This is a genomic window from Komagataeibacter diospyri, from assembly GCF_043995075.1.
In the GTDB taxonomy this organism is placed as follows: domain Bacteria; phylum Pseudomonadota; class Alphaproteobacteria; order Acetobacterales; family Acetobacteraceae; genus Komagataeibacter; species Komagataeibacter diospyri.
The window spans coordinates 2897182-2917850 of sequence record NZ_CP171836.1; the positions used below are offsets into that span (position 1 = coordinate 2897182).

Annotated in this window: 10 protein-coding genes; 8 read left to right on the forward strand and 2 right to left on the reverse strand. The window is 59.1% G+C overall.

Translation table 11 applies throughout. From position 1 onward, the window contains the following. Nucleotides 1-36 precede the first annotated feature (36 nt). The 4 genes from ACE2AA_RS13630 (at nucleotide 37) to ACE2AA_RS13645 (ending at nucleotide 6875) form a co-directional block, all read left to right on the forward strand. Nucleotides 37-1494 (forward strand): mannose-1-phosphate guanylyltransferase/mannose-6-phosphate isomerase, encoded by a 1458-nt coding sequence (locus ACE2AA_RS13630; RefSeq protein ID WP_141261984.1) that lies wholly within the window; start codon nucleotides 37-39, stop codon nucleotides 1492-1494. Nucleotides 1495-1728: 234 nt separating this feature from the next. Further along, complete coding sequence (gene pstS / locus ACE2AA_RS13635) at nucleotides 1729-2739, forward strand: phosphate ABC transporter substrate-binding protein PstS (RefSeq protein ID WP_162851962.1); 1011 nt, start codon at nucleotides 1729-1731, stop codon at nucleotides 2737-2739. A 162-nt stretch (nucleotides 2740-2901) separates the two neighbouring features. Beyond that, nucleotides 2902-4593, forward strand: a complete 1692-nt coding sequence (locus ACE2AA_RS13640; RefSeq protein WP_141302131.1) for an OprO/OprP family phosphate-selective porin — start codon at nucleotides 2902-2904, stop codon at nucleotides 4591-4593. A 149-nt stretch (nucleotides 4594-4742) separates the two neighbouring features. Further along, complete coding sequence (locus tag ACE2AA_RS13645; protein WP_395370137.1) at nucleotides 4743-6875, forward strand: EAL domain-containing protein; 2133 nt, start codon at nucleotides 4743-4745, stop codon at nucleotides 6873-6875. Nucleotides 6876-6992: 117 nt separating this feature from the next. Here ACE2AA_RS13645 and ACE2AA_RS13650 read toward each other — a convergent pair whose 3' ends face one another. Then, nucleotides 6993-8321: an ATP-grasp domain-containing protein gene (locus ACE2AA_RS13650; protein WP_395370138.1), complete on the reverse strand. Its 1329-nt coding sequence runs from the start codon at nucleotides 8319-8321 to the stop codon at nucleotides 6993-6995. 53 nt (nucleotides 8322-8374) lie between these two features. Then, entirely contained in the window at nucleotides 8375-9610 is a 1236-nt protein-coding gene (locus ACE2AA_RS13655) for an NAD(P)-binding domain-containing protein (RefSeq protein ID WP_141261987.1), read from the reverse strand. A 1497-nt stretch (nucleotides 9611-11107) separates the two neighbouring features. Here ACE2AA_RS13655 and ACE2AA_RS13660 point away from each other — a divergent pair. The 4 genes from ACE2AA_RS13660 (at nucleotide 11108) to ACE2AA_RS13675 (ending at nucleotide 20603) form a co-directional block, all read left to right on the forward strand. Then, a complete protein-coding gene (locus tag ACE2AA_RS13660; protein ID WP_141302138.1) occupies nucleotides 11108-11308 on the forward strand; it encodes a hypothetical protein in 201 nt (66 codons plus the stop codon). Next, on the forward strand, nucleotides 11308-14157 hold the full coding sequence (locus tag ACE2AA_RS13665; protein WP_395370141.1) for an ATP-binding protein: 2850 nt from the start codon (nucleotides 11308-11310) through the stop codon (nucleotides 14155-14157). The genes ACE2AA_RS13660 and ACE2AA_RS13665 overlap by 1 nt, the downstream gene beginning before the upstream one ends. Next, nucleotides 14154-14870: a response regulator transcription factor gene (locus tag ACE2AA_RS13670; RefSeq protein ID WP_395370144.1), complete on the forward strand. Its 717-nt coding sequence runs from the start codon at nucleotides 14154-14156 to the stop codon at nucleotides 14868-14870. The genes ACE2AA_RS13665 and ACE2AA_RS13670 overlap by 4 nt, the downstream gene beginning before the upstream one ends. Before the next feature lie 495 nt (nucleotides 14871-15365). Then, entirely contained in the window at nucleotides 15366-20603 is a 5238-nt protein-coding gene (locus ACE2AA_RS13675) for an autotransporter domain-containing protein (RefSeq protein ID WP_395370146.1), read from the forward strand. Nucleotides 20604-20669: the final 66 nt, after the last annotated feature.

Below are 20669 nucleotides of genomic sequence, written 5' to 3' on the forward strand. Positions count from 1 at the left end.
CATCATGCCCCGATTACTGGTTTTTCAGGAGTGAGAATGGTCGTTTCCGTCACGCATGCAACATCGCAGCCTCCCTCCACACCAGTGATACCCGTTATCCTGTCCGGTGGCAGTGGCAGCCGGTTGTGGCCGGTTTCACGCAGTTCATACCCCAAGCAGTTCTGGCCGCTGGTCTCGCAGCGGACGATGGTGCAGGAAACTGCGCTGCGCAGTCAGGGCGCAGGGTTTGCCATGCCCATTATCGTCTGCAATAACGAACACCGCTTCGTCATGGCCGAACAGCTGAAGGAAGTCGGCATTACCGCGCCGCGCATCCTGCTGGAACCCGTTGGCCGTAACTCGGCCCCCGCCATTGCCGCGGCTGCCCTGCTGGCTGCTGAAACCGATCCCGACGCCGTGCTGTGGGTCATGGCTGCGGATGCCGCGATCCAGAAACCGGAGAATGTCGCGTCTGCGCTGGATATTGCGGTCAGGGTGGCGCGTGCGGGCCGGATCGTGACATTCGGCATGACGCCTACCAAGGCGGAAACGGGGTATGGCTATATTGAAAAGGGCGCGCCGCTGGACGGGTATGATGGTGCCTGCAGCGTTGCACGCTTTGTTGAAAAACCTGATGCCGCGAATGCCGCCCGCATGCTGGAATCAGGGCAGTTCCTATGGAATTCCGGCATGTTCGTGTTCACTGCGCGCACCATGTTGCAGGAAATGGAAAAATACGAACCTGCCATCCTGACCGCCGTGCGGCAGGCCGTGCAGGAACGGAAGTCGGATATTGATTTTGAACGGCTGGATGCGACAGCCTTTGCCAGTTCGCCCGATATCTCCATTGATTACGCGGTGGCCGAGCGTACCAGTCTCATGACCGTGATCCCCGGTGATTTCGGCTGGTCCGATGTGGGAAGCTGGGACGCATTATGGGAACTGGGGCCGAAAGACGACCATGGCAACGTGACCATTGGTGACGTCGCGGTGTTCAACACATCCAACAGCTACGTGCGCACTGATGGCGTCCTGACGGCCGTAACCGGGGTTGAAGACCTGCTGGTGGTGGTCAATGACGATGCGGTGCTGGTGACACATCGCGACCATGCGCAGGATGTAAAGGCCATCGTGTCCCGGCTGAAAAAGAATGGCCGTAAGGAAGCGACCACTCACAGCCGCTGTTACCGCCCGTGGGGTTTTTATGAGACCCTGATCGAAGGCAGCCGTTTTCAGGTCAAGCGGATCGTGGTGGAACCGGGGGAGAAACTGTCGCTGCAGAAACATTATCACCGTGCCGAGCACTGGGTGGTGGTGGAAGGGACGGCGCAGGTGACGCGGAATGAGGAAATGATCCTGGTACGTGAAAACGAAAGTGTTTACCTGCCGCTGGGGGCCGTGCACCGTCTGGAAAATCCCGGACGTATTCCCCTGACCCTGATCGAGGTGCAGTCCGGCCCCTATCTGGGCGAGGATGACATCGTCAGGCTGGAAGACGCGTACAGCCGTCCCTGATCCGTTCAGTCAGGTAAACGAAAACGATCCTGTGTGGGGCATGGAGTGGCTGCGGTCATTCCATGCCTTTTTATTTTGTAGTGCCCTCAGTGGGGCAGGAAATTTCATTAATCCTTCATAAAACTGTCATGGACATATCATTGTTATTTGTTTCAGCAGTTTCCTAATGTTCCCTCCATGTCTGTTGGATAGCCAGACACGTCTGTCTTCTTCATGTCGGAGAACATGAGTATTATGTACTTTCCTGCTCGAATTCTTACATGTGCCCTGCTGGCGACCGCATTGCCGGTCATGGCGCATGCTGCGGATATTACCGGTGCCGGCTCCAGTTTTGCCGCGCCCATTTACGGGGCATGGGGGGCTGACGGACGGAGCGCTGCTGGCGTCAACCTGAATTACCAGACCGTGGGGTCCAGCGCCGGACAGAACCAGATTCTGGCGGGCACGGTTGATTTTGGCGCATCCGATGTGCCCATGGATCGCCAGAAGCTGGAAAATGCACACCTGTTCCAGTTCCCGACCGTCATGGGCGGGATCGTGCCGGTCATCAACCTGCCAGGCATCGCCGCCAACCAGATCCAGCTTGATGGCCCGACACTGGCCGCCATTTACCGTGGCGAGATTGAACAGTGGAATGATCCGAAGATCGCGGCCCTCAACCCCGGCCTGAAGCTGCCTGATACCCCCGTCGCCACCGTGCATCGTGCGGACGGATCGGGTACGACGGCGGTTTTCACCGGTTATCTGGCCCGCGTGTCTCCGGAATGGCGTGAAGGGCAGGGGGCAGGCGCTTCCATTTCATGGCCCGGCGGGATTGGCGCACGTGGCAATGACGGCGTGGCTGCATCCGTGCGCAATACGGAAGGGGCGATTGGTTATGTCGAATATGCCTTTGCCGCCAATGCGCACATGACCACCGTCAAGCTGAAGAACCACAGCGGCGCCTATGTTGCCCCCGGCATGGACAGCTTCAGCCGTGCGGCCGAAGCCGCGGACTGGAAGGATGCATCGCATTTCGCCGTTGATCTGCTGGATACCAGTGGGGCGGGGGCATGGCCGATTGTTTCCCCCACCTATGTGCTGGTGCCAGTGCCGACGAACAAGACCGAACATGGACCCGCAGTGCGCAAATTCTTTGGTTATGCGCTGAAAAACGGGGACGCCGCTGCCTACCGCCTTGATTATGTGCCGGTGCCGGCGAATGTGAAAACCGATATCCTGCAGCAGTGGGATGCGGCCAAATAATATAACCGCAGAGTAATGACAGTATGAAGCCGCCCGGTTTCCGGGCGGCTTTTGTGCATTCAGGACTGTCATAAATCCTTAATAAAACTGTATCGGAAACATAACACACAAAACTGTGCGCCCATTCTAAATGAACTCACCCTTCATTACGGAATGATTAATATGATCCGCCGGTCCGCTGTTTCGCTGTTGCTTGGTTCATCTGCCCTTTGGGGCGCATCCTCCTTCCATCAGGCTCATGCGGCATCCGCGTCGGATGCCCAGCAGATACAGGCCCTGCAGCGTGAGATGCAGGAAATGCGTCGTGAAATGTCTGGCCAGATCAGTGTGCTGCGCCAGCGTCTGGTCCGTGCCGAAGCCCGCAATACCCCCGCAGCTAACGCGGCACAGGCCCGTCGGGTTGCAGCAGGCAAGGGTGAGCCGCTGCCCGACAGCTACGCACGTGATATCCATATCGGTGGCGATAGCGGCACGGGCACCGGAATGGGCAGCCTTATGAAGCGGGCCGATCTGGGCACGCCCCCGTCTGACCGTGGCGTGACGTCGTCCTGGGAATCGTTTCGCGCCGCGACGGAAAAGGAAGAAGCCCTGCATATGGGTGGCATGATGGTGGGTTTCCCCGGCGGGCGCCCGACCATTTCATCTGATGACGGCATGTATGCCATGTCCATCGGCCTGGCCTTCCATGAAGATATTGGTGGTTTCATGGGCATGTCCCCGCGTGGTGGGGAAAAGAAGGGCGATTACGAAGGCCTGACTGAAAACGCCCGCCGCCTGCGTATCCCCATCTCGTTCCGGTACAAGAACTGGATTGCGAACATCACCCCGGATTTCGGGTCGTCCAATGCAGATGGTTCGGCCACGCTGTATGAGGCGAACCTGAACTATGCCGGCTTCCATAACACAGTCATCACTGCAGGTTATTTCCAGCCGCGCGTGACGGAAGAAGATTCCGAAAGCTCGAACGAATTCGAGATGATGGAACGTCCCGCCATTACCGATATCGTCCGTAACATCGCAGCCGGTGACGCCCGTATGAGCGTGGGCGCCCTGCATTATGGCAAGCGCTGGTGGATCGCGGGTTACCTGACGGGGCAGAGTTACGGCAAGCGTGCCGCCGGGTATGACAGCCAGACGGGCGGCACCTTCCGTGTCGCGGGCCGCCCCTATGTGTCCAAGGACATAGATGTGCATGTCGGCGTGTCGGCGATCAGCGCCTTCAAGGTGGCGCAGACGACGGCGTCTGATGACCGTTCGGCGACATTCGCCGAACAGCCGGAAGTTGACCTGACCACCACCAAGCTGCTGAGTGCAACTGTTGGCAACGTAGGCAGCATCTGGTCGGCAGGCCCGGAACTGGGCTTCCGCTGGAAGCGGCTGGTGCTGAAGGGTGAGTACTATAATATCGGGGTCACGCGCGGAAACAATTCCAGCGCCAGTGCTGCCGATCAGGGTACGGTCAACTTCACCGGTTACTATGGTGCGGCCAACTACACCATTTTCGGCAAGCCGCGTTCCTATAACATCAAGGAAGGCGCATTTGCGGCGCCCGGCGTGGATCATGCCTTTGATCCCGCAAATGGGTACTGGGGCGCGCTGGAAGTCTCCGCGCGTTACAGCGTGACCGACCTGAACAGCAACCTGAACTCGGCCAACGCCATCCGCGGCGGCCAGCAGACGGTCTGGTCGGCCGGGCTGAACTGGTATCCCAACCGTCACTTCCGCTTCATGCTTGACTTCAACCACTTCATTGTCAGCGATGATAACAAGGCGAGCAGTGGCAGCACCTCGCTTTATGACATCATGGGCCGTCACGGCAACTCCGTCGCCGGACGTATCCAGGCAGCGTTCTAAAACGCTTTCCATCATTTCATGATGTCATGCCTGCCAGTGCCATACGGGTACTGGCAGGCTGCTTTTTCATAATGCCCAGGTTTTGTTCAGCAATAAATTATTAAATAAAAAAAATACAACAATAAGTAATTGATGTGGGGAATGGAATAATGGATATTTCTGCACAGACAGGGCCGTCTCCCTTTCTTGTCATGGGGGACATCGCCAGGAAGGGTCCCGTCATCAGGCCTTCTGATCTGGGGGAATGTCTTTTCGATCTTTTTCATGCAGACCCTGAACTGATGCTGGTTGCAGTTGTGGGTGAGGATGATGTGCCTGTCGGTCTGGTTGAGCGGCAGGCTTTTTTTCTGAAAGTATCAGGCAAATTCGGGCACGCGCTTTTCAACCGCCGCCCCGTCGCCTTACTGATGGACGCCAGCCCGGTCATGATTGATGCACGGGTATCGGCATCCGATTTTACGGCCCAGACATTGATGGGTCAGCCATCCGACCTGATACGCGGTTATATTGTTACGGAAAATGGATATTACCGGGGGACGGGATCGGCGCTGGACCTGATTAACGCATCCCATTCCCATGCGGTGGCGTCCGCCGCCAGCCTTGAAAATGCAGCGGAAGAACTGCGCCGGGCAAATAAAAAGATATTACGCGACAAGTTATTCATTGATACGATTGTAGAAAATATCCCATCCGCCCTTGTTGTCCGTTCCGTGCGGCACGGGCATCCCGTGCTGGTCAACCGTGCGGCCGAGGAGATGATGGGATGCAGGCGTGACCTGCTGCTTGAAAAGGATACCGCGCAGGTTTTTTGTGCGGATGAAATCGGGTTTCTGCTGGTCAGCCGCCCCGATGCGGAACAGCAGGGCGTGCGTGAACAGGTCCTGTGCAACCAGCACGGCGAACAGCGCGCCATTTCCACCCGCCATGTCACGATTACGGATGAACGCGGGGGGCCGCGCTGGGAACTGTGCGTGGCCGATGATGTCACGGAAAGACGCAATGCCCAGCATCAGGTCGAACAGCTTGCGCATTATGACCCGCTGACCGGCCTTGCCAACCGTGCGCTATTCAGTTCCCGGCTGGATGCGCTGTGTGCGGGCGGGCAGGGGGCCACATTACTGTGTATCGATCTTGATTACTTCAAGACGGTCAATGACGTGTATGGCCATGCCGCAGGGGATGCGCTGCTGCGGCTGGTGGCGGAACGGCTGCGGGCATGCAGCCGGCCCGAAGATCTGGTGGCCCGGCTGGGTGGGGATGAATTCGCCATTATCTGGCCGCTTGTTCCCGAACCGGTGGAACTGACAGGCCGGGCACGTGAAATTGTCGAAACCGTCAGTAAACCCTATATCATTGACGGCCATCATATTGTCATTGGCGCCAGCGTGGGTTCGGCGCTGTACCCGCAGGATGCGGATAACGCTGAAACCCTGCTGCAATATGCCGATATAGCCCTGTATCGCGCCAAATCACAGGGGCGGAATGGTTTCCAGTTCTTTGATGCGGCATTACGTGATGAAATCCAGACGCGTGTGCGGCTGGGCAATGAATTGCGTGCCGCCATTGCCAGCAGCGAAATCAGCCTGCATTTCCAGCCCCTGTATTCAATGCCGGGTAACCGGATCAGCGCATGTGAAGCGCTGGTGCGCTGGTACCATCCCACGCACGGTATGATCCCGCCGGACCAGTTTGTGGGACTGGCGGAAGAAAACGGCCTGATTCATGATCTGGGGGAGTGGGTCCTGCGGGCGGCCTGCATGGAAGCGGTGGACTGGCCCGCACAGGTCAAGATCGCGGTGAATGTGTCCCCCATCCAGTTACGTAATCCACGTTTCCTCAGCATCGTCGAAAATGCGCTGGCGTGTTCAGGTCTTGCGCCACATCGGCTGGAAATCGAGATTACGGAAAACATCTTTGTCCAGAACAGCGCCACCAACCGCGACATCCTGAAACAACTGGGCCGGATCGGATGCAGTATCGTGCTGGATGATTTCGGCACGGGCTATTCCTCGCTGGGATACCTGCGTTCCTTCCAGTTCCAGAAAATCAAGATCGATCGTTCCTTCGTGCAGGAACTGCCCGAACGCAGCGCATCGGGCATCATACAGGCCATTATCAGCCTTGCGCAGAGCATGGATATCCCCATCACGGCGGAAGGGGTGGAAACACATGATCAGTGGGCGCACCTTAATGATCTTGGGTGCAATCAGGTTCAGGGCTTCCTGCTGGGTCGGCCACAGCCATCCGACATGATCCGTCAGTCCATCCTTTCACATGCCTGAACTGTTTCAAAAGCCTGTCTGTGAAACGTAAGGAAATTTCTGGTGAAGCTTTTTTCAAAAAGCTTCAGAAGACGCCGCCTTTCTGAAAAAAGGCGGCACCCAGAAACTTTTAATATTTCACAGGGCGGCCATGGGCATGTCCGTGACCATGCCTGCCCGCAGCAGCGTGGACAGTTTGCCCAGAGCTTCCCCCCGGTCCACAGACTTGCCATAGGGCATGTTGGGCCGCAGGCGTTCCTCCAGCCGCGCGACCGACCCGCGCCGGGGCCACGGACGGCGCAGCAGTTCTTCCACCAGTTCAGGGTATCGCCACGGAATGTCGATCCATGCAGCCGTGCTGTTCAGTGTCTCTGGCTCGGTGCGCAGGATCTGCGGGAACAGGGCGATCATGGTGCGTTCGTGCAGTTCCATGGCGGCGGAGGGTACGGCCACCTGCGCCCTGCCACGCACATGCTGCAAAAGGCGGCGGATCAGGGTATTGCCGCCATGGCACAGATGCCCGATCTGGGTCAGTCGGGGATTCATTTCTATGAAATGATAGGTGCCGGTTTTTGCGCAACGTACAAAATCCAGGCCAAAAAAACCCGACAGTTTCAATGTGGCGCAGGTGACCCGTGCCGCGCGTTCCATATCGGCGGACTGTGTGATCTCGATGACTGTCGCCGCCCCCGTGCGCCCCTGATAGGACACGACATTGACCCCAAGCGTGCCAAGCACTTCCCCTTCCCAGCAGGCCACCATGATATTGGCGGGCATGCCGGTTACATGCGCCTGTGCCATGACAGGCAACGGACGGCGCTCCGTCGCTTCCATGAAGGAATAGATATCGCGGTCCGCCAGAAGCACACGCAGCGCGCAGACCATGCGCACCGGGTGTGACAGGCGATGAAAGCCGCTTTCAGCTTCCTGTTGCGTATCGGCAATCACTACGCCGGACCCACCCCAGCTACGGTCGCGCTTGAACACCCATGGTCCGGGTGTGCTGGCGCACCATCGCCTGACATCATTCATGGTGGCAGGGTTGGTGGCGGCGGGTGTGGGAATATCCTGTTCGCGCAGGACATTGATCAGGCTGAGCCGTGTCTGAGCATAGGCGAAATATTCGTGTCGCCCCAGTGACCGTTCGATCGTATCGCGACACAGCCGGCCCATGGCCGTTGTGGGGTCGGCTTCACCATAAACCTGGTGCAGGGTTACGACGACCCGGTCATCCGCCGGGATGATCAGGTCGGGCCGGATCTGCGCAATGGCGCCAGCCAGCGCCACGGTCGGCGCGACATAGGGATAGTTCCGTATGCTTTCGATCGCCTTCAGGCAGCGCAGGGAATGTCCGGCCGGGCAGATGGCGTGGACCTCCACCCCACTTTCGATGAATTCCACCGCGGCGCGCGTAATGGCGGACCACCACACGGAAGAGATGATGAGAACTGTAAAATCGTTTTTCATGTTTCGGGACTTTCCAGCTCATGTCAGGATGCAGGATCAGGCGCGCATGGGTGTCACGACGCGAATGCGGGCTGTGGGACAGGCTGTGGCACGGATTGCCGCCCCAGCCGGGCGCTGAGACGGCGTGCGGCAAAGCGCGCGCCCCAGGCAAAGCGTAAAAGGGGACCAAAACTGCCTGCCGCCATGGGGCCGATGAAGTAAAGCCCGGGCACACTTGATTCAAAGCTGTGCGACAGGGCGGGCATGTTGTCTTCGGTGCGGATGGCGCGGGCCAGTACGCGGTCAAGGAATGGAATGCGTTCCACATCCACTTTGACCCCGGTGCCCAGGAAAACATGATCGACATCCACGACACGTGGCTTGCCTGCCTGTGTATCGCGGAATTCCAGATGCACGACGTTATCGTGCATCCGTGCCGATTGCAGATCGACGTTCAGCCAGATCGGCACCTGGTCGCGCACGACCTGACCTGTCACCCACCCCGCCGCCGGTCCCAGATGGCCACGCGTAATGCGCAGGCGCAGGCGTGCGGGCAGCATGTGAAACACATCGGGCAGGTCACAGGCCATGCGTGACCGCCACCCCGTGCCCAGACCTGAAATGGGTTTCTTGAACCGGGTCCACAGCAGCTTCAGGCCGCTGATGTCGCGGGGGGGATGATTGATCCAGATCTTGGGCCTGCGGGTACAGATAAAGGTCTGTGCGCCCGCTTCATGCAGGAAACACGCCGTATCCACCGCTGACGAACCTGCCCCGATCACGGCGACCCGTTTGCCCGCGAAGCGTTCGAACGCGATTTCATCGAATGTATGGCTGATCCGCTCGGGCGGCAGGCTGCGCACGGCCGGGGGTGTATAGGCGAAATGTTCGATCCCCACCGCCATGACCACATTACGCGCCATGACGGTTTCCCCATTGTCCAGATGCACGACAAACCCTTCCAGCGTGCGCGACAGGTGCGTGACATGGCATGGTTGCAGTTGCGGCACATGGGTTTTCTGGAACGTTTCGCCATATTCCCTGAAAACCCCGGCGGGAATGGGCACCCCGATGGGGGCATAGGGATATCCCCGTTCCTTGCAGAACCGTGCAAGGGTTGACCGGCGGGCGGGGTCGAACAGGTCCAGTGCGAACCCTTCCGCCTTCAACCGCAGGCTGGCGGGGACATGTTCGCGCCAGAACCCCATCGGGCGTCCGAAAATACGAAAGTTTACTCCCCTGTCGTGCAGATGGGCAGCGAGGGAGAGTCCATAGGGGCCAGCCCCTATAATGGCTACGTCGGTATTCATCAGAAGTCCACCAGCCAGTAAGTCCGAGAGCGGAGCGTTATTTGGTAAATGACAGGAAACGCATGTTTCTATTTGCACCGTGAACAGAACACGCGCACATTTTTTGCTTCAGGCCCATCAGAACCTGAAAATGATTAGAACGGACATCATGTTCCGCCACATCTTAACCATACATTTACCGTATCTCAGACAACAATCACAAAAAAAACAGTTCGGTTCAGGAATGGCGGGACTGGTACAAATCACACACTTTCGACGGTTTTCCATGCCCTGAATCGGCCCATGAGATATTTTTGTTCATAAATTATTGTAGTCAGGGAACTTTTCTGCTGTTCGCATACTTTGTTCAGGTGGGTATTTTTTGTTCGTTACAGGGTTATTATGTATAAAACAGAATAGAAATATTTTGTTAATTTTATGAATGCATTGATTTTGTTTTTTATTGCATACTCTTTATATTAATAATCAATTACTGGTTAAAAAAATAAGTAATAATATTTTTTAAATGCACTTTGTAAAAATTATTTTCGAGCATTTGAAAATTTATGGAAAATAGAAATAAAACTTTTTGGTTTCTGATTTTTTAATATTTTCCGAAACTTCCATATGATTGCAGGATATTTCCAAAATCGATTTTTTAAACTGTCCCCAAGCAGTGCAGGGGACATAATGCATTGCGGGCAACCTGCACCCTGAAAGGGTTGCTGCTTTCAGAACAGCTTGTTCCGCAGGACCGCCTTATGAAACATGCTGTCCGGCCGTCGTAGAGTTTTTCGCCATGGCGACCGCTATCCCGAAAATCACCCTGAGTTCGTCTCGTGACATCTCCCTTCAGCAGGCTGGTGTTGTCGTAGTCCAACGTCCGGCGCGTGAAATCCGGATTATCGATTGAGGCACTGGCGCGCGATATCGAACAACGAGGGCTGCTGCATGCAGGGCCTGCATGTCCGTCCCGTCGCATGGCGGCGCAGGGACGGAGACCAGGTGCCCGCCGGCATTCGGTGAAAGGCTCCGCGCCGGAGAAGTGGGTCCGGGAGAAGCCCATGATGATGGGATCATTATACTGGCGCCCCTGCCCCGGACAGGTTTGTCCGGGACCGCCTGTGCCGTCCACCATGTCGGTGGGATTCGTCACGTCTGGCATGCCAGCATGACGGACAGGCCGTACAGGATTGGGCAGCGCTTCATGAATGGCCCCCGACGCGGCTGTAGACCGTTACGGCAGGGGCTGCTTCAGGCGGGAAACAGCACGCGCCATCGTGCCGCCTGTCGCGGAAAGTTCCTCCGCCGGAATGAATTGTCAACCTGCGTTGACAAACTCACCGTATTTTCGATTGTCACGCTTGTGCGCCGGGGGCAGACTATACCCATACTGCATAGGTCCTACGCGCTCCTGAAACAGTAGCGCCAGCACCATGTAATTACAAATCAGCTGGAAGTGGAGCCCGAAAATAAAGCTTTGTCAGAGATACATTTCGATTGTCAGGTGCGTCTGTCATGGCCGTGCTGGCGATTGGGGCCGTGCATCTGCGTCAGGCAATATACCGGGCTGCGGGACGTTATGTGCGGTTTTTACAAAAAACGATCCATAATCAGGAAGTATTTAAGATTACGTCCGGGTTCCTGTGTCCGTCCGTGGTTCTTTTGATGTGCGGGCACGCGATCACGCCCGACAATGCGCCGGCAAAGGGGACGTGATGCATTTCCAGCATCTTCCGGATGGCCGGGGCTGGCATTTCTGGTCAGTATTGATCCTGTTGGTGTCGGTTGGTCTGGTTGCGACCTTTCGCACTTCGGGGGGCGTGGCCGAGGATATGTATCGGGCGGTCGTACGCAATGGCGTCATTGATCTCCAGCAGTGGGATGCGCGACACACCATTCCCCTTGATGGTGAATGGCAGGTTTTCTGCAGACTGGACGGGGCGCATCTTTCCCTGCCATCGGGGGATGCGCTGGTGCCGGATGGAACGCTTCGTGTGCCTGGCCTGTGGAATGCCAGTAGCGTCTGTCGGCAGGGCAACGATAATCGACCCGCTGGATTTGGGGCCATTACCTATCGCATGGTCGTGCACCTGCCGGGTAACGTCCCGCAGCTGACACTCCAGATCCCGCAGATCCTGTCGGCCTCGCGCGTGTGGGTGGACGGGCATGTGGTTTCCCAATCAGGGACGCCGGGCCTGCGCGCGGGCAATGAAACGCCGCGTACCCTGCTGAATCAGCTCGTATCGATCGAACCGGGGCATTCCACGCTTACCCTCGCCGTGGAGGTTTCCAATCATTTTCATTTCGAGGGCGGGATCCTTGGTTCCGTGCTGGTCGGTGCCCATGATGACCTTTGGCAGGCCCTTGAATTCAGGCTTGTCTTTGATGCCGGGGTGTTGGGTGCGCTCCTGATCCTTGCGTTCTATATCGCGGCTTTTGGCGTGACGACCCATTCACGTGGCTGGGGCTGGCTGCTTGTACTGATCATATTCCTTGCCGCGCGGCTGGGCTGTACCAGTGGCCTGCTGACGCGGATGTTTCCTTCGCTGTCGGCTACATTTCTCTATCGGCTGGAATACCTGACCATCTATATGTCGTGGCCGATCTATTTCCGGCTGCTATGGGAATTTTTTCCGGGTTGTCTGCATCGTTTCGCGGGACGGTTTATCCAGGTTTCGGCGGCGATGGGATGTCTGCTGACGATCCTGACCCCGGTGGCGCTGTTTACCCGGTTTCGCGATGTTTCCATCCTGTTTTTGATATGTTCCGCCTGGTATTACACATGGTGCGTCGTCAGGGCGATCCGCAACAAGGAAACCAGCGCCGAAATCCTCGGTCTTGGTGTCGTGATCTTCATTACCTGCGTCCTGCATGACGGCATGATGTATGCCCACTGGTGGCGGTATGGAACCGACCTTGCGCCGCTTGGCGGGCTGATGCTGCTGTTCTTTCACATCATTATCCTCGGGCAGCGTTTTGTGGCGTCCCTCAGCCATGTCCGTATCCTTTCGAACGACCTTGCGCTGCTGAATGCCAGTCTGGAGGCGCAGGTGTCTGAACGGACGCAGCAGATCGAACAGACGTTGGCCGAACTGCATCGCGCCAAGGACCGGGCGGAGAACGATGCACGGAACAAGGACCGTTTTCTCGCGCATCTGAGCCATGAGGTGCGGACGCCGCTGAACGCCATATTCGGCATGACAAGCCTGATGCTGCGTGATGGCCCGCGTGAGGACCAGAGACGCAGGCTTGAACTCATGCGGTTCGAGGGGGCGGGTCTCGTGCGGCTTCTGGATGACGTACTTGACATGTCCAGTCTGGAGACAGCCCGGATCGAGATCGTCCATGTGCCTTTCAACCTTGAAAATCTGTGCGCACGGTTCGCGGACGTCATGGTTGAACGGTGCGCGGAAAAGGGGTTGGGTTTTACCCGCGAATTCGATTTTCTGCCCACGGCGATATCGGGCGATCCGACAAGGCTGCATCAGCTTTTGGGGAATGTTCTGGATAATGCGCTGAAGTTTACGAAAACAGGGTCAGTTCGGTTTGTCGTCCGGGCATGGCGCCGTGGTCCGGGCGTGTGGGAGGTCGTATTTGAACTGACCAACACCGGCCCCGGAATTCCGCCGCATGTGCTGAACCGCGTGTTTGATGAATTCGTGCGTGGCCCGGATACGGAATTCGTGCCCGGGTCCGGACTGGGTCTTGCCATCGTCAGCAGGCTTGCGGTCGCGATGGGCGGGCGCGTCTCGCTGGATAATATCGAAGGCGGCAGCAGGTTTACCTTCACCCTTCCCCTCAGGGAGGCCGGTGCGATCCCGGTCGGGGCCACGCAGGACGCACTGACGCCCCGCGCCGGCCTGTCGGTTCTGCTGGTGGAGGACACGCCGGAAAACCGGCTGGTCATGCTGGAAATGCTTGTGCCTTACGGGATGAATATCGTCGTCGCCGCGTCCGGGGCGGAGGCGCTGTCGCAACTGGAGGATGGATATTTCGACGTGATGCTGCTCGACATGGTGCTGCCGGACATGCCGGGAGAAGATGTGGCCCGGCATGTCCGTGCGAGTGTCGACGCCACGACGGCGGCCATGCCGATCATCGCCGTGACGGCAAACGTCATGGGGCCGGACATCGTGCGTTACCGGGTGAGCGGTATTAACGAAACCGTTGCCAAGCCGGTCTCCTTCGACGTGCTTTTATCCACTATTGCCGGTCTGTGTGGTGGCGACATGCGCAGGGGGGCGGACACATCGGACGCCGGTTTTTCCATCGCGGCGGAAATGCCTGTCTTTGCCGCGGCGTGTCGGGAATGCCTGTCGGAGATACGCGACGCCATGGCTAACGAGGACGGTGAGCGTATACGGCGCGTGGCCCACCGGATGAGGGGCAGCGCGCCGGTTTTTGGTTTTGCTGGCCTCGGGCGGATTGCGATGGACGTCGAAAAAGTGCTGTGCGCGGATCCGGCGCGGCTGGATGTGGCGCATCACCTGATGGTGGCGCTGGAGGCGACAATTACGCGCGTCACTCCTGCCGAACAGACCCTTTCTGGAAAAGTAGTCACATGAAACACGACGGCCCCATGGCTGAGGCGCAGTCGATCCTGCTCGTTGAGGACGCCCCGGAATTGCAAGGTGTAATGCGGCGTTATCTGGAACGGTGCGGCTACCGGGTTATCGTTGCGGGCAGTGTGGCGGAAATGCAGGAAAAATGGAGCGCCAGCCTGCCGGATCTCGTCCTGTGCGATATCAACCTGCCTGATGGCGACAGCCGGGAGGCAACGCGCAGGCTGCGCATACACGATCATGCGGCGCTGATTTTTGTCACCTCCCGCGATGAGGTGGCCGACCGTATCCAGGCGCTTGACGGTGGTGGCGATGATTATGTGGTCAAACCGGTCATACTTGATGAACTTGCCGCAAGGGTGCGCAGCGTTCTGCGGCGCAGGGGCGGCAGGTCCTCTTTCCTGATGGTGGGGAACTGGCGTCTTGACCTTGTGCGCAAACAGCTTGTCTCCCCCGGGGGGGAGCAGGCATCAATGACGGCGGGGGAGTTTTCGCTGCTGATGGCGATGGGCGTATCGGTCGGGAATGTCGTGTCGCGTGACGTGCTGCTGGAGGCGATTGGCCGACGGGAGGACCGCGATGTCACCGCGCGCACGGTCGATACGTTGATAACGCGGCTGCGTCGGAAAATACCGCCGGCTGCCACGGCGCGGGATCTGCCGCGTCCGGTTATCCGTACGGTGCGGCGCAGTGGATACCGTCTCGACCTTGTTTGAAAAAACGGCTGATATATCCGTCCAGTATGTAAAGTTCTCTGATCGGAACGACTTGTTAACGCAGGTTGACAAAACCGCCGTCTTTCCGGTTGTCACCATCCGCTGTCGCGGGCAGACTTCGCACATGAATTGACAGGATGCCCGCGCCGTAAACCGGATGCTGCCGGATGTGCGCGATGATCCCGGAACGACAGGGGTGTGGAATATGAAATTGAACAACTTTTCAAAAGTATAAGAAAAAATAAATTCATGGAATGCTGTGTGCCCGAAGGTAGGGACATGGCAACCGCGTGAAGGGTGTCGGGATCGACCTGCGATGTCCCGTTTCATGCCTGTTTTTCATAAATTTGTTCCTGTCCGGAAATGATCTGGATTCATGTCCTGAAGTCAGGGACCGTACCGGACATAAAACGTTCCGATATTGCAACATAATATCGTTGGGAATGCGCGTTTTCCCCATCATTCCCAATGCGATGTCACCCAGGATTTGTCTTGATGCATAACAGCCCCTTTTCTGCCCGGGCCACCCGTTTTCCTGCGGGTGGTAACCCAGGGTCGTGCCCGCGCCTGCAACATGTCCTGCGTGCGGGTACCAGCCTGTCGCGTGTCGTGTCGTCTTCGCCATGGTCGGTTGCCATACTCGCAGCGTTTATCGGCACGGGCATGCCGCACATGGCCATGGGGCAGAGTGCCGGTGGAGTGGTTGCGTCGGCCGGTTATGGTGGCGTGGGCGGCGCCGGTGACGGTGGCGGTGGCGCTGGTGGTGGCTGGCCCGCCACTTCACTGGATGGCGCGGGGGCCGCGTCGTCCGGCGGCGTGGGTGGTGCCGGGCATGACGGGCTGAGTCTTGGTGAGGAAAGTGGCGCGGGCGGCGTGGGCGGAGCCGTGGGCTCATCGGGAACCACGGCGCTGGACAACAGCTTCAACGCAGGCGGTGGCGGTGGCGGCGGGGCTGGTGCGGTTGAAAGCGCGGGTGCATCCGTTACGTCCTCCATCACGGGCGGCAGCGGCGGCAACGGCGGGAACAGCACCTGGAATGGCGGTGGCGGCGGTGGCGGTGGCGGCGGGGCCGGTGTCATTGCGACCGACAGCGTCACGGTTTCTGATGCCGTGACCGGCGGGGCCGGTGGGAATGGCGGTGCGGCAGGCGTCTCGAGCGAAGGCGGCGGCGGTGGCGGTGGCGGTGGCGGTGACGGCCTTGACCTACTCGCCAGTGGGAATGCCACGACCACGCGCAGCACCAACAGCGCGAACATTACCGGTGGCGCCGGTGGCACGGGTGGCGCGGGTCCAGGTGTCAGTGGCGCGGCCAATACGAATGGCGGCGGTGGTGCCGGTGGCGTGGGCGTGGCCTTCATGGGGCAGGGACTGAGCCTCGCCAACGCGGGGTCGATCACGGGCGGCGCTGGTGGCACGGGTGGGTCGGTCGGTGCCGGTGGTGTCGGTCTTGTCATGATGGGCGGCGATACGGTGGACAACTCGGGGTCCATTAGCGGCGGGATGTCAGGTGATGGCATGACGCAGGCCGATGCGATCCTTGCCAACGGGGCTGGCAACACCCTGCTGCTGGGGAGTGGTTCGACACTGTCGGGCAATGTTGAAATTGCCGCGTCCTCCGGTCTTGCCATCGCGCCAGAGGGCACGGACACACTGGCCAATGCCATTGTAATGGATGATGCGTCGTCCGCGCTGTCTTTTGCCAAAGGATCGGGCGACACGCTTGATGTTTCCGGCGTGATCTCCGGTGCGGGCACCGTTACGGTTGCGGACGGTGCGCATGTGGCCCTCAATGGTGCCAGTTCATACGCGGGGGGCACCACGATTGATGGCGGCAACCTGTCGATTTCGTCGGATTCCGCGTTGGGGAATACGGCAGGCGCCATCACCCTGACGGATAACGGAAGCCTGGAGACAACGGCAGATATCACGACCGCCCGCAACATCACGCTTGGTGCGGGCGGCGGGGAAATCAGCCCCGATGCGGGTACGACCCTGTCCGTGGCTGCGCCCGTCGGTGGCGCGGGTGGACTGACAATGGATGGAGCCGGGACACTGGTGCTGGAAGGCACCAATACCTATACCGGCATCACGACGATCAGTTCCGGGACGCTGGAACTCTCGGGTCTGGGTTCGATCGCGACATCAGGCGGGGTCGTGGATAACGGGACGCTCGATATTTCAGGTTCTTCCATGTGGACGAACTCGATTACATCCCTTTCGGGTACCGGCACTGTAGCGTTGGGGCCAGAGGTGCTGGTGCTGACAGATGCCAGCGGAACATTCGATGGTGTCATCGCAGATGGCGGCGTGGCAGGGGGGGCTAGCGGAAACCTGAATCTGCAGGGCGGAACCGAAACGCTGACGGGCGTCAATACCTATACGGGCGAGACGGAGATTTCGGCAGGAACGCTGGCGCTGGCAGGTTCCGGAAGTATTACGGCTTCCAGTCAGTTATTGATGGATAGCGGCAGCGTTTTTGATATTTCCGGCACATCCGCGGGTGCATCCGTCACGTCTGTCAGTGACGTGGGCGGTTCAATCGCACTGGGCGGCAATACCCTGACACTCGGGGCCGGTGCAAGGAATGTGGAATCGCCCGAGATTATCCTCGCCGGCGGTGTCGTCGGCGATGTGGTGAACGTGATTGTCGGTCCGGTCGTGGATGGCGGCATCAGTGGTGGCGTTGGGGGTGGACTGACCCTTACGAACCCGGATCCGTCAGGATCGGTCGTCGCGACTGTCATGAATGGAGAGAATACCTATACCGGGGCGACGACGATCGAGACGGGAACCGCTCTGTTGCTTGCTTCGGGGAGCATGATGGGGATGCTTGACGATTCCCCGCAACAGGCCAGCATCGCATCATCGAGCCGTGTGGTGGACAATGGTATACTTGATATCTCGCTCAATGGGATACTGACGTCCACCGGGACGGACGCAAACGGCGATGTCGATGACACGGAACCGACGATCGCGACGTATTCCACTGCGATCACGTCGCTGGCCGGAAATGGCGTCGTGGCACTGGGTAGCCAGAACCTGCTGCTGACGAATGCATCGGATACTTTTTCCGGCACAATTACCGATGACAGCATCTTCAATGAAGAGATGGACGCGCAGGGTGGCACAACCGGCGGTAGCCTGACGCTGGCGGGCGGGCATGAGACGCTGACGGGCGTCAATACCTATACAGGTGGGACCACGATCGAGGCTGGTACGCTGACCGGCACGACGGCGAGTTTCGGCAGTGGTGCGATCGTGGATAACGGTACCCTGGATATCGACCAGTCAACCGATGGGACGCTGGCGAACCCCGTTTCGGGCACAGGCATGCTGGTCAAGGATGGAACGGGCACGCTTACCATCTCGCAGGCCGAGGCCTATACCGGGGCCACGACGATCAACGCGGGCGCGCTGGCGCTGTCAGGGGATGGCAGCATCGCGACATCAGGCGCGGTTACGATCAATGGCGGCACATTCGATATTTCCGGCACCACGAACGGGACGTCGATTACCTCCCTGTCCGGCAATACAGGCGGCGCTGTATCGCTGGGGGAGGGAACCCTGACCCTGACCGATGCGGCGGGAAGCTTCGCGGGCACCATTTCAGGTACGGGTGGCGTGACGCTGGTCGATGGGCATGAGACGCTGACGGGCAACAACACCTATGCGGGCGGAACCACGATCGAGGCTGGTACGCTGACCGGCACGACGGGGAGTTTCGGCACCGGCGCCATCGTCGATAACGGCACGCTGGAACTCAGCCAGTCAACGGATGGTACGCTGACGAACGCGGTTTCGGGTACCGGTGCGCTGCTTGTTGACGGCACGGGCAACATGACGTTGTCCGGCGTGAACAGCTACACCGGTGGCACGACGCTTGCCGCGGGGGTGCTGACGGTTGCCAATGCCTCGGCCCTAAGCACGGGCGCGCTGAACATGGCGCAGGGCACGGCCCTGAATTTCGGTGCGGACGGACTGGTGCTGGCGAATGCGGTTGTCCTGAACGGTGACCCCACCGTAAATGTGACCAGCGGTCAGGACACCCTGTCGGGCGTGCTCTCCGACGGTACGTCGCCGGGTGATCTGGTCAAGACCGGGGCGGGAACACTGGTCCTTTCGGGGGACAGCACCTATAGCGGCGGAACCGAAATCGCGGATGGCACGCTGGAAGTCGATGGCAGCATCGTCAGCCCTGTCGTTGCGGATGCGGGCACCACCCTGGCAGGCACCGGCACTGTGGGTGACACGACCATTGCCTCGGGGGCGACACTCTCGCCGGGGAATGGTGGCGATGCGATGGGAACCATGACCGTCCGGGGAAACCTGACGATGGCCACAGGGTCGAATTACGTGGTCAACCTGTCCGAGGACGGCGCGCATGACTTGGTTTCAGTGCAGGGCAAGGCCACACTGGAAGGTGGCACCGTCCACGGCATCGCGGCGGATGGCGGCTGGAGCACGAATGTCCGTTACACAATTCTCAGTGCCACTGACGGCGTGACGGGGAAATTCTCATCCGTTACCTCGAACCTTGCCTTCCTCACCCCGACCCTGACCTACGATGCGGATGACGTCTATCTGCTGCTGGGGCGCAATACGGTCAGTTTTGCTTCCGTCGGGGATACACGCAACGAACGTGCCGTTGGTGGCGCGATGGATACCGTAAGCGGCGGCCCGCTGTACAATGCATTGGTCCAGACGGATGCCACCACCGCGCGTCATGCCCTGAACGGCCTGTCGGGAGAACTGCATGCCTCTGCCCGTACGGCGCTGATCCAGGACAGCTATTATATTCGCGATGCGGCGATAGAACGCCTGCGTGGCGCGGATTGCGAGCGTGGCGCAGCCAGTGGCATGAAAACGGCATCCACCAACGGGCAGCGGACCGACGGGGCCTGCCGGTCGGAACATGCGGCGTTATGGATGCAGGCCTATGGATCATTCGGGCATAATGCGGGCGATGGGAATGCGTCGGGCATGGGCCATTCGGTCGGCGGGTTCGTGCTGGGTGCGGATGCGCCGGTGCTGGGCTGGCATGTCGGCGGGCTGATCGGATATGGCCATTCCACCTTCGACAGCGCCGGGGTCTTGTCCTATGGGCACAGCAGCAATGTCAGCCTTGGCGGCTATGCCGGGACGCATTGGGGGCACCTCGCGCTGCGGATGGGCGCGACCTATACGTGGGACATGCTGTCCATGACCCGCAACGTGCGCTTTACCGGATTTTCCGACCGGTTGAGCAGCCGCTATAACGGGGGCACCGCGCAGGCGTTCGGGGATCTTGGCTACCGCCTTGATGCGGGACCGGTGGGGATCGAGCCGTTTGCCGATATCGCCTATGTCAACCTGCATACGGACCGTTTTGCAGAACATGGCGGTAGCGCTGCGCTTGTCGGGCGGGCGATTGATACGGGGGTGACCTATTCAACCTTCGGGGCGCGCTTCTCCTCCAGTTTTCATGCCGGCGGTGTGGTGCTGATGCCCAATGCAATGCTGGGATATCGCCATGCGTTCGGCCTGACCACGCCGACTTCGCGTGAGGCCTTCATGTCCGGCGGCAATGCGTTTGAAGTGGCCGGGGTGCCGCTGGCCCAGGATACCGCGGTAATCAAGCTTGGCCTGCGTGCGAAACTCAGCCGGGTTCTCGATATTGGCCTGTCCTATATCGGGCAGTATGGCCGCCGTTCCGTGGATAGCGGGCTGACGGGGAACATCCGGGTGAAATTCTGATCTTTTCCGACATATGGGGACGGTGTGCCCCATTGCCGGACAGGTTGGAGAGTGTTGGGGAAAAAT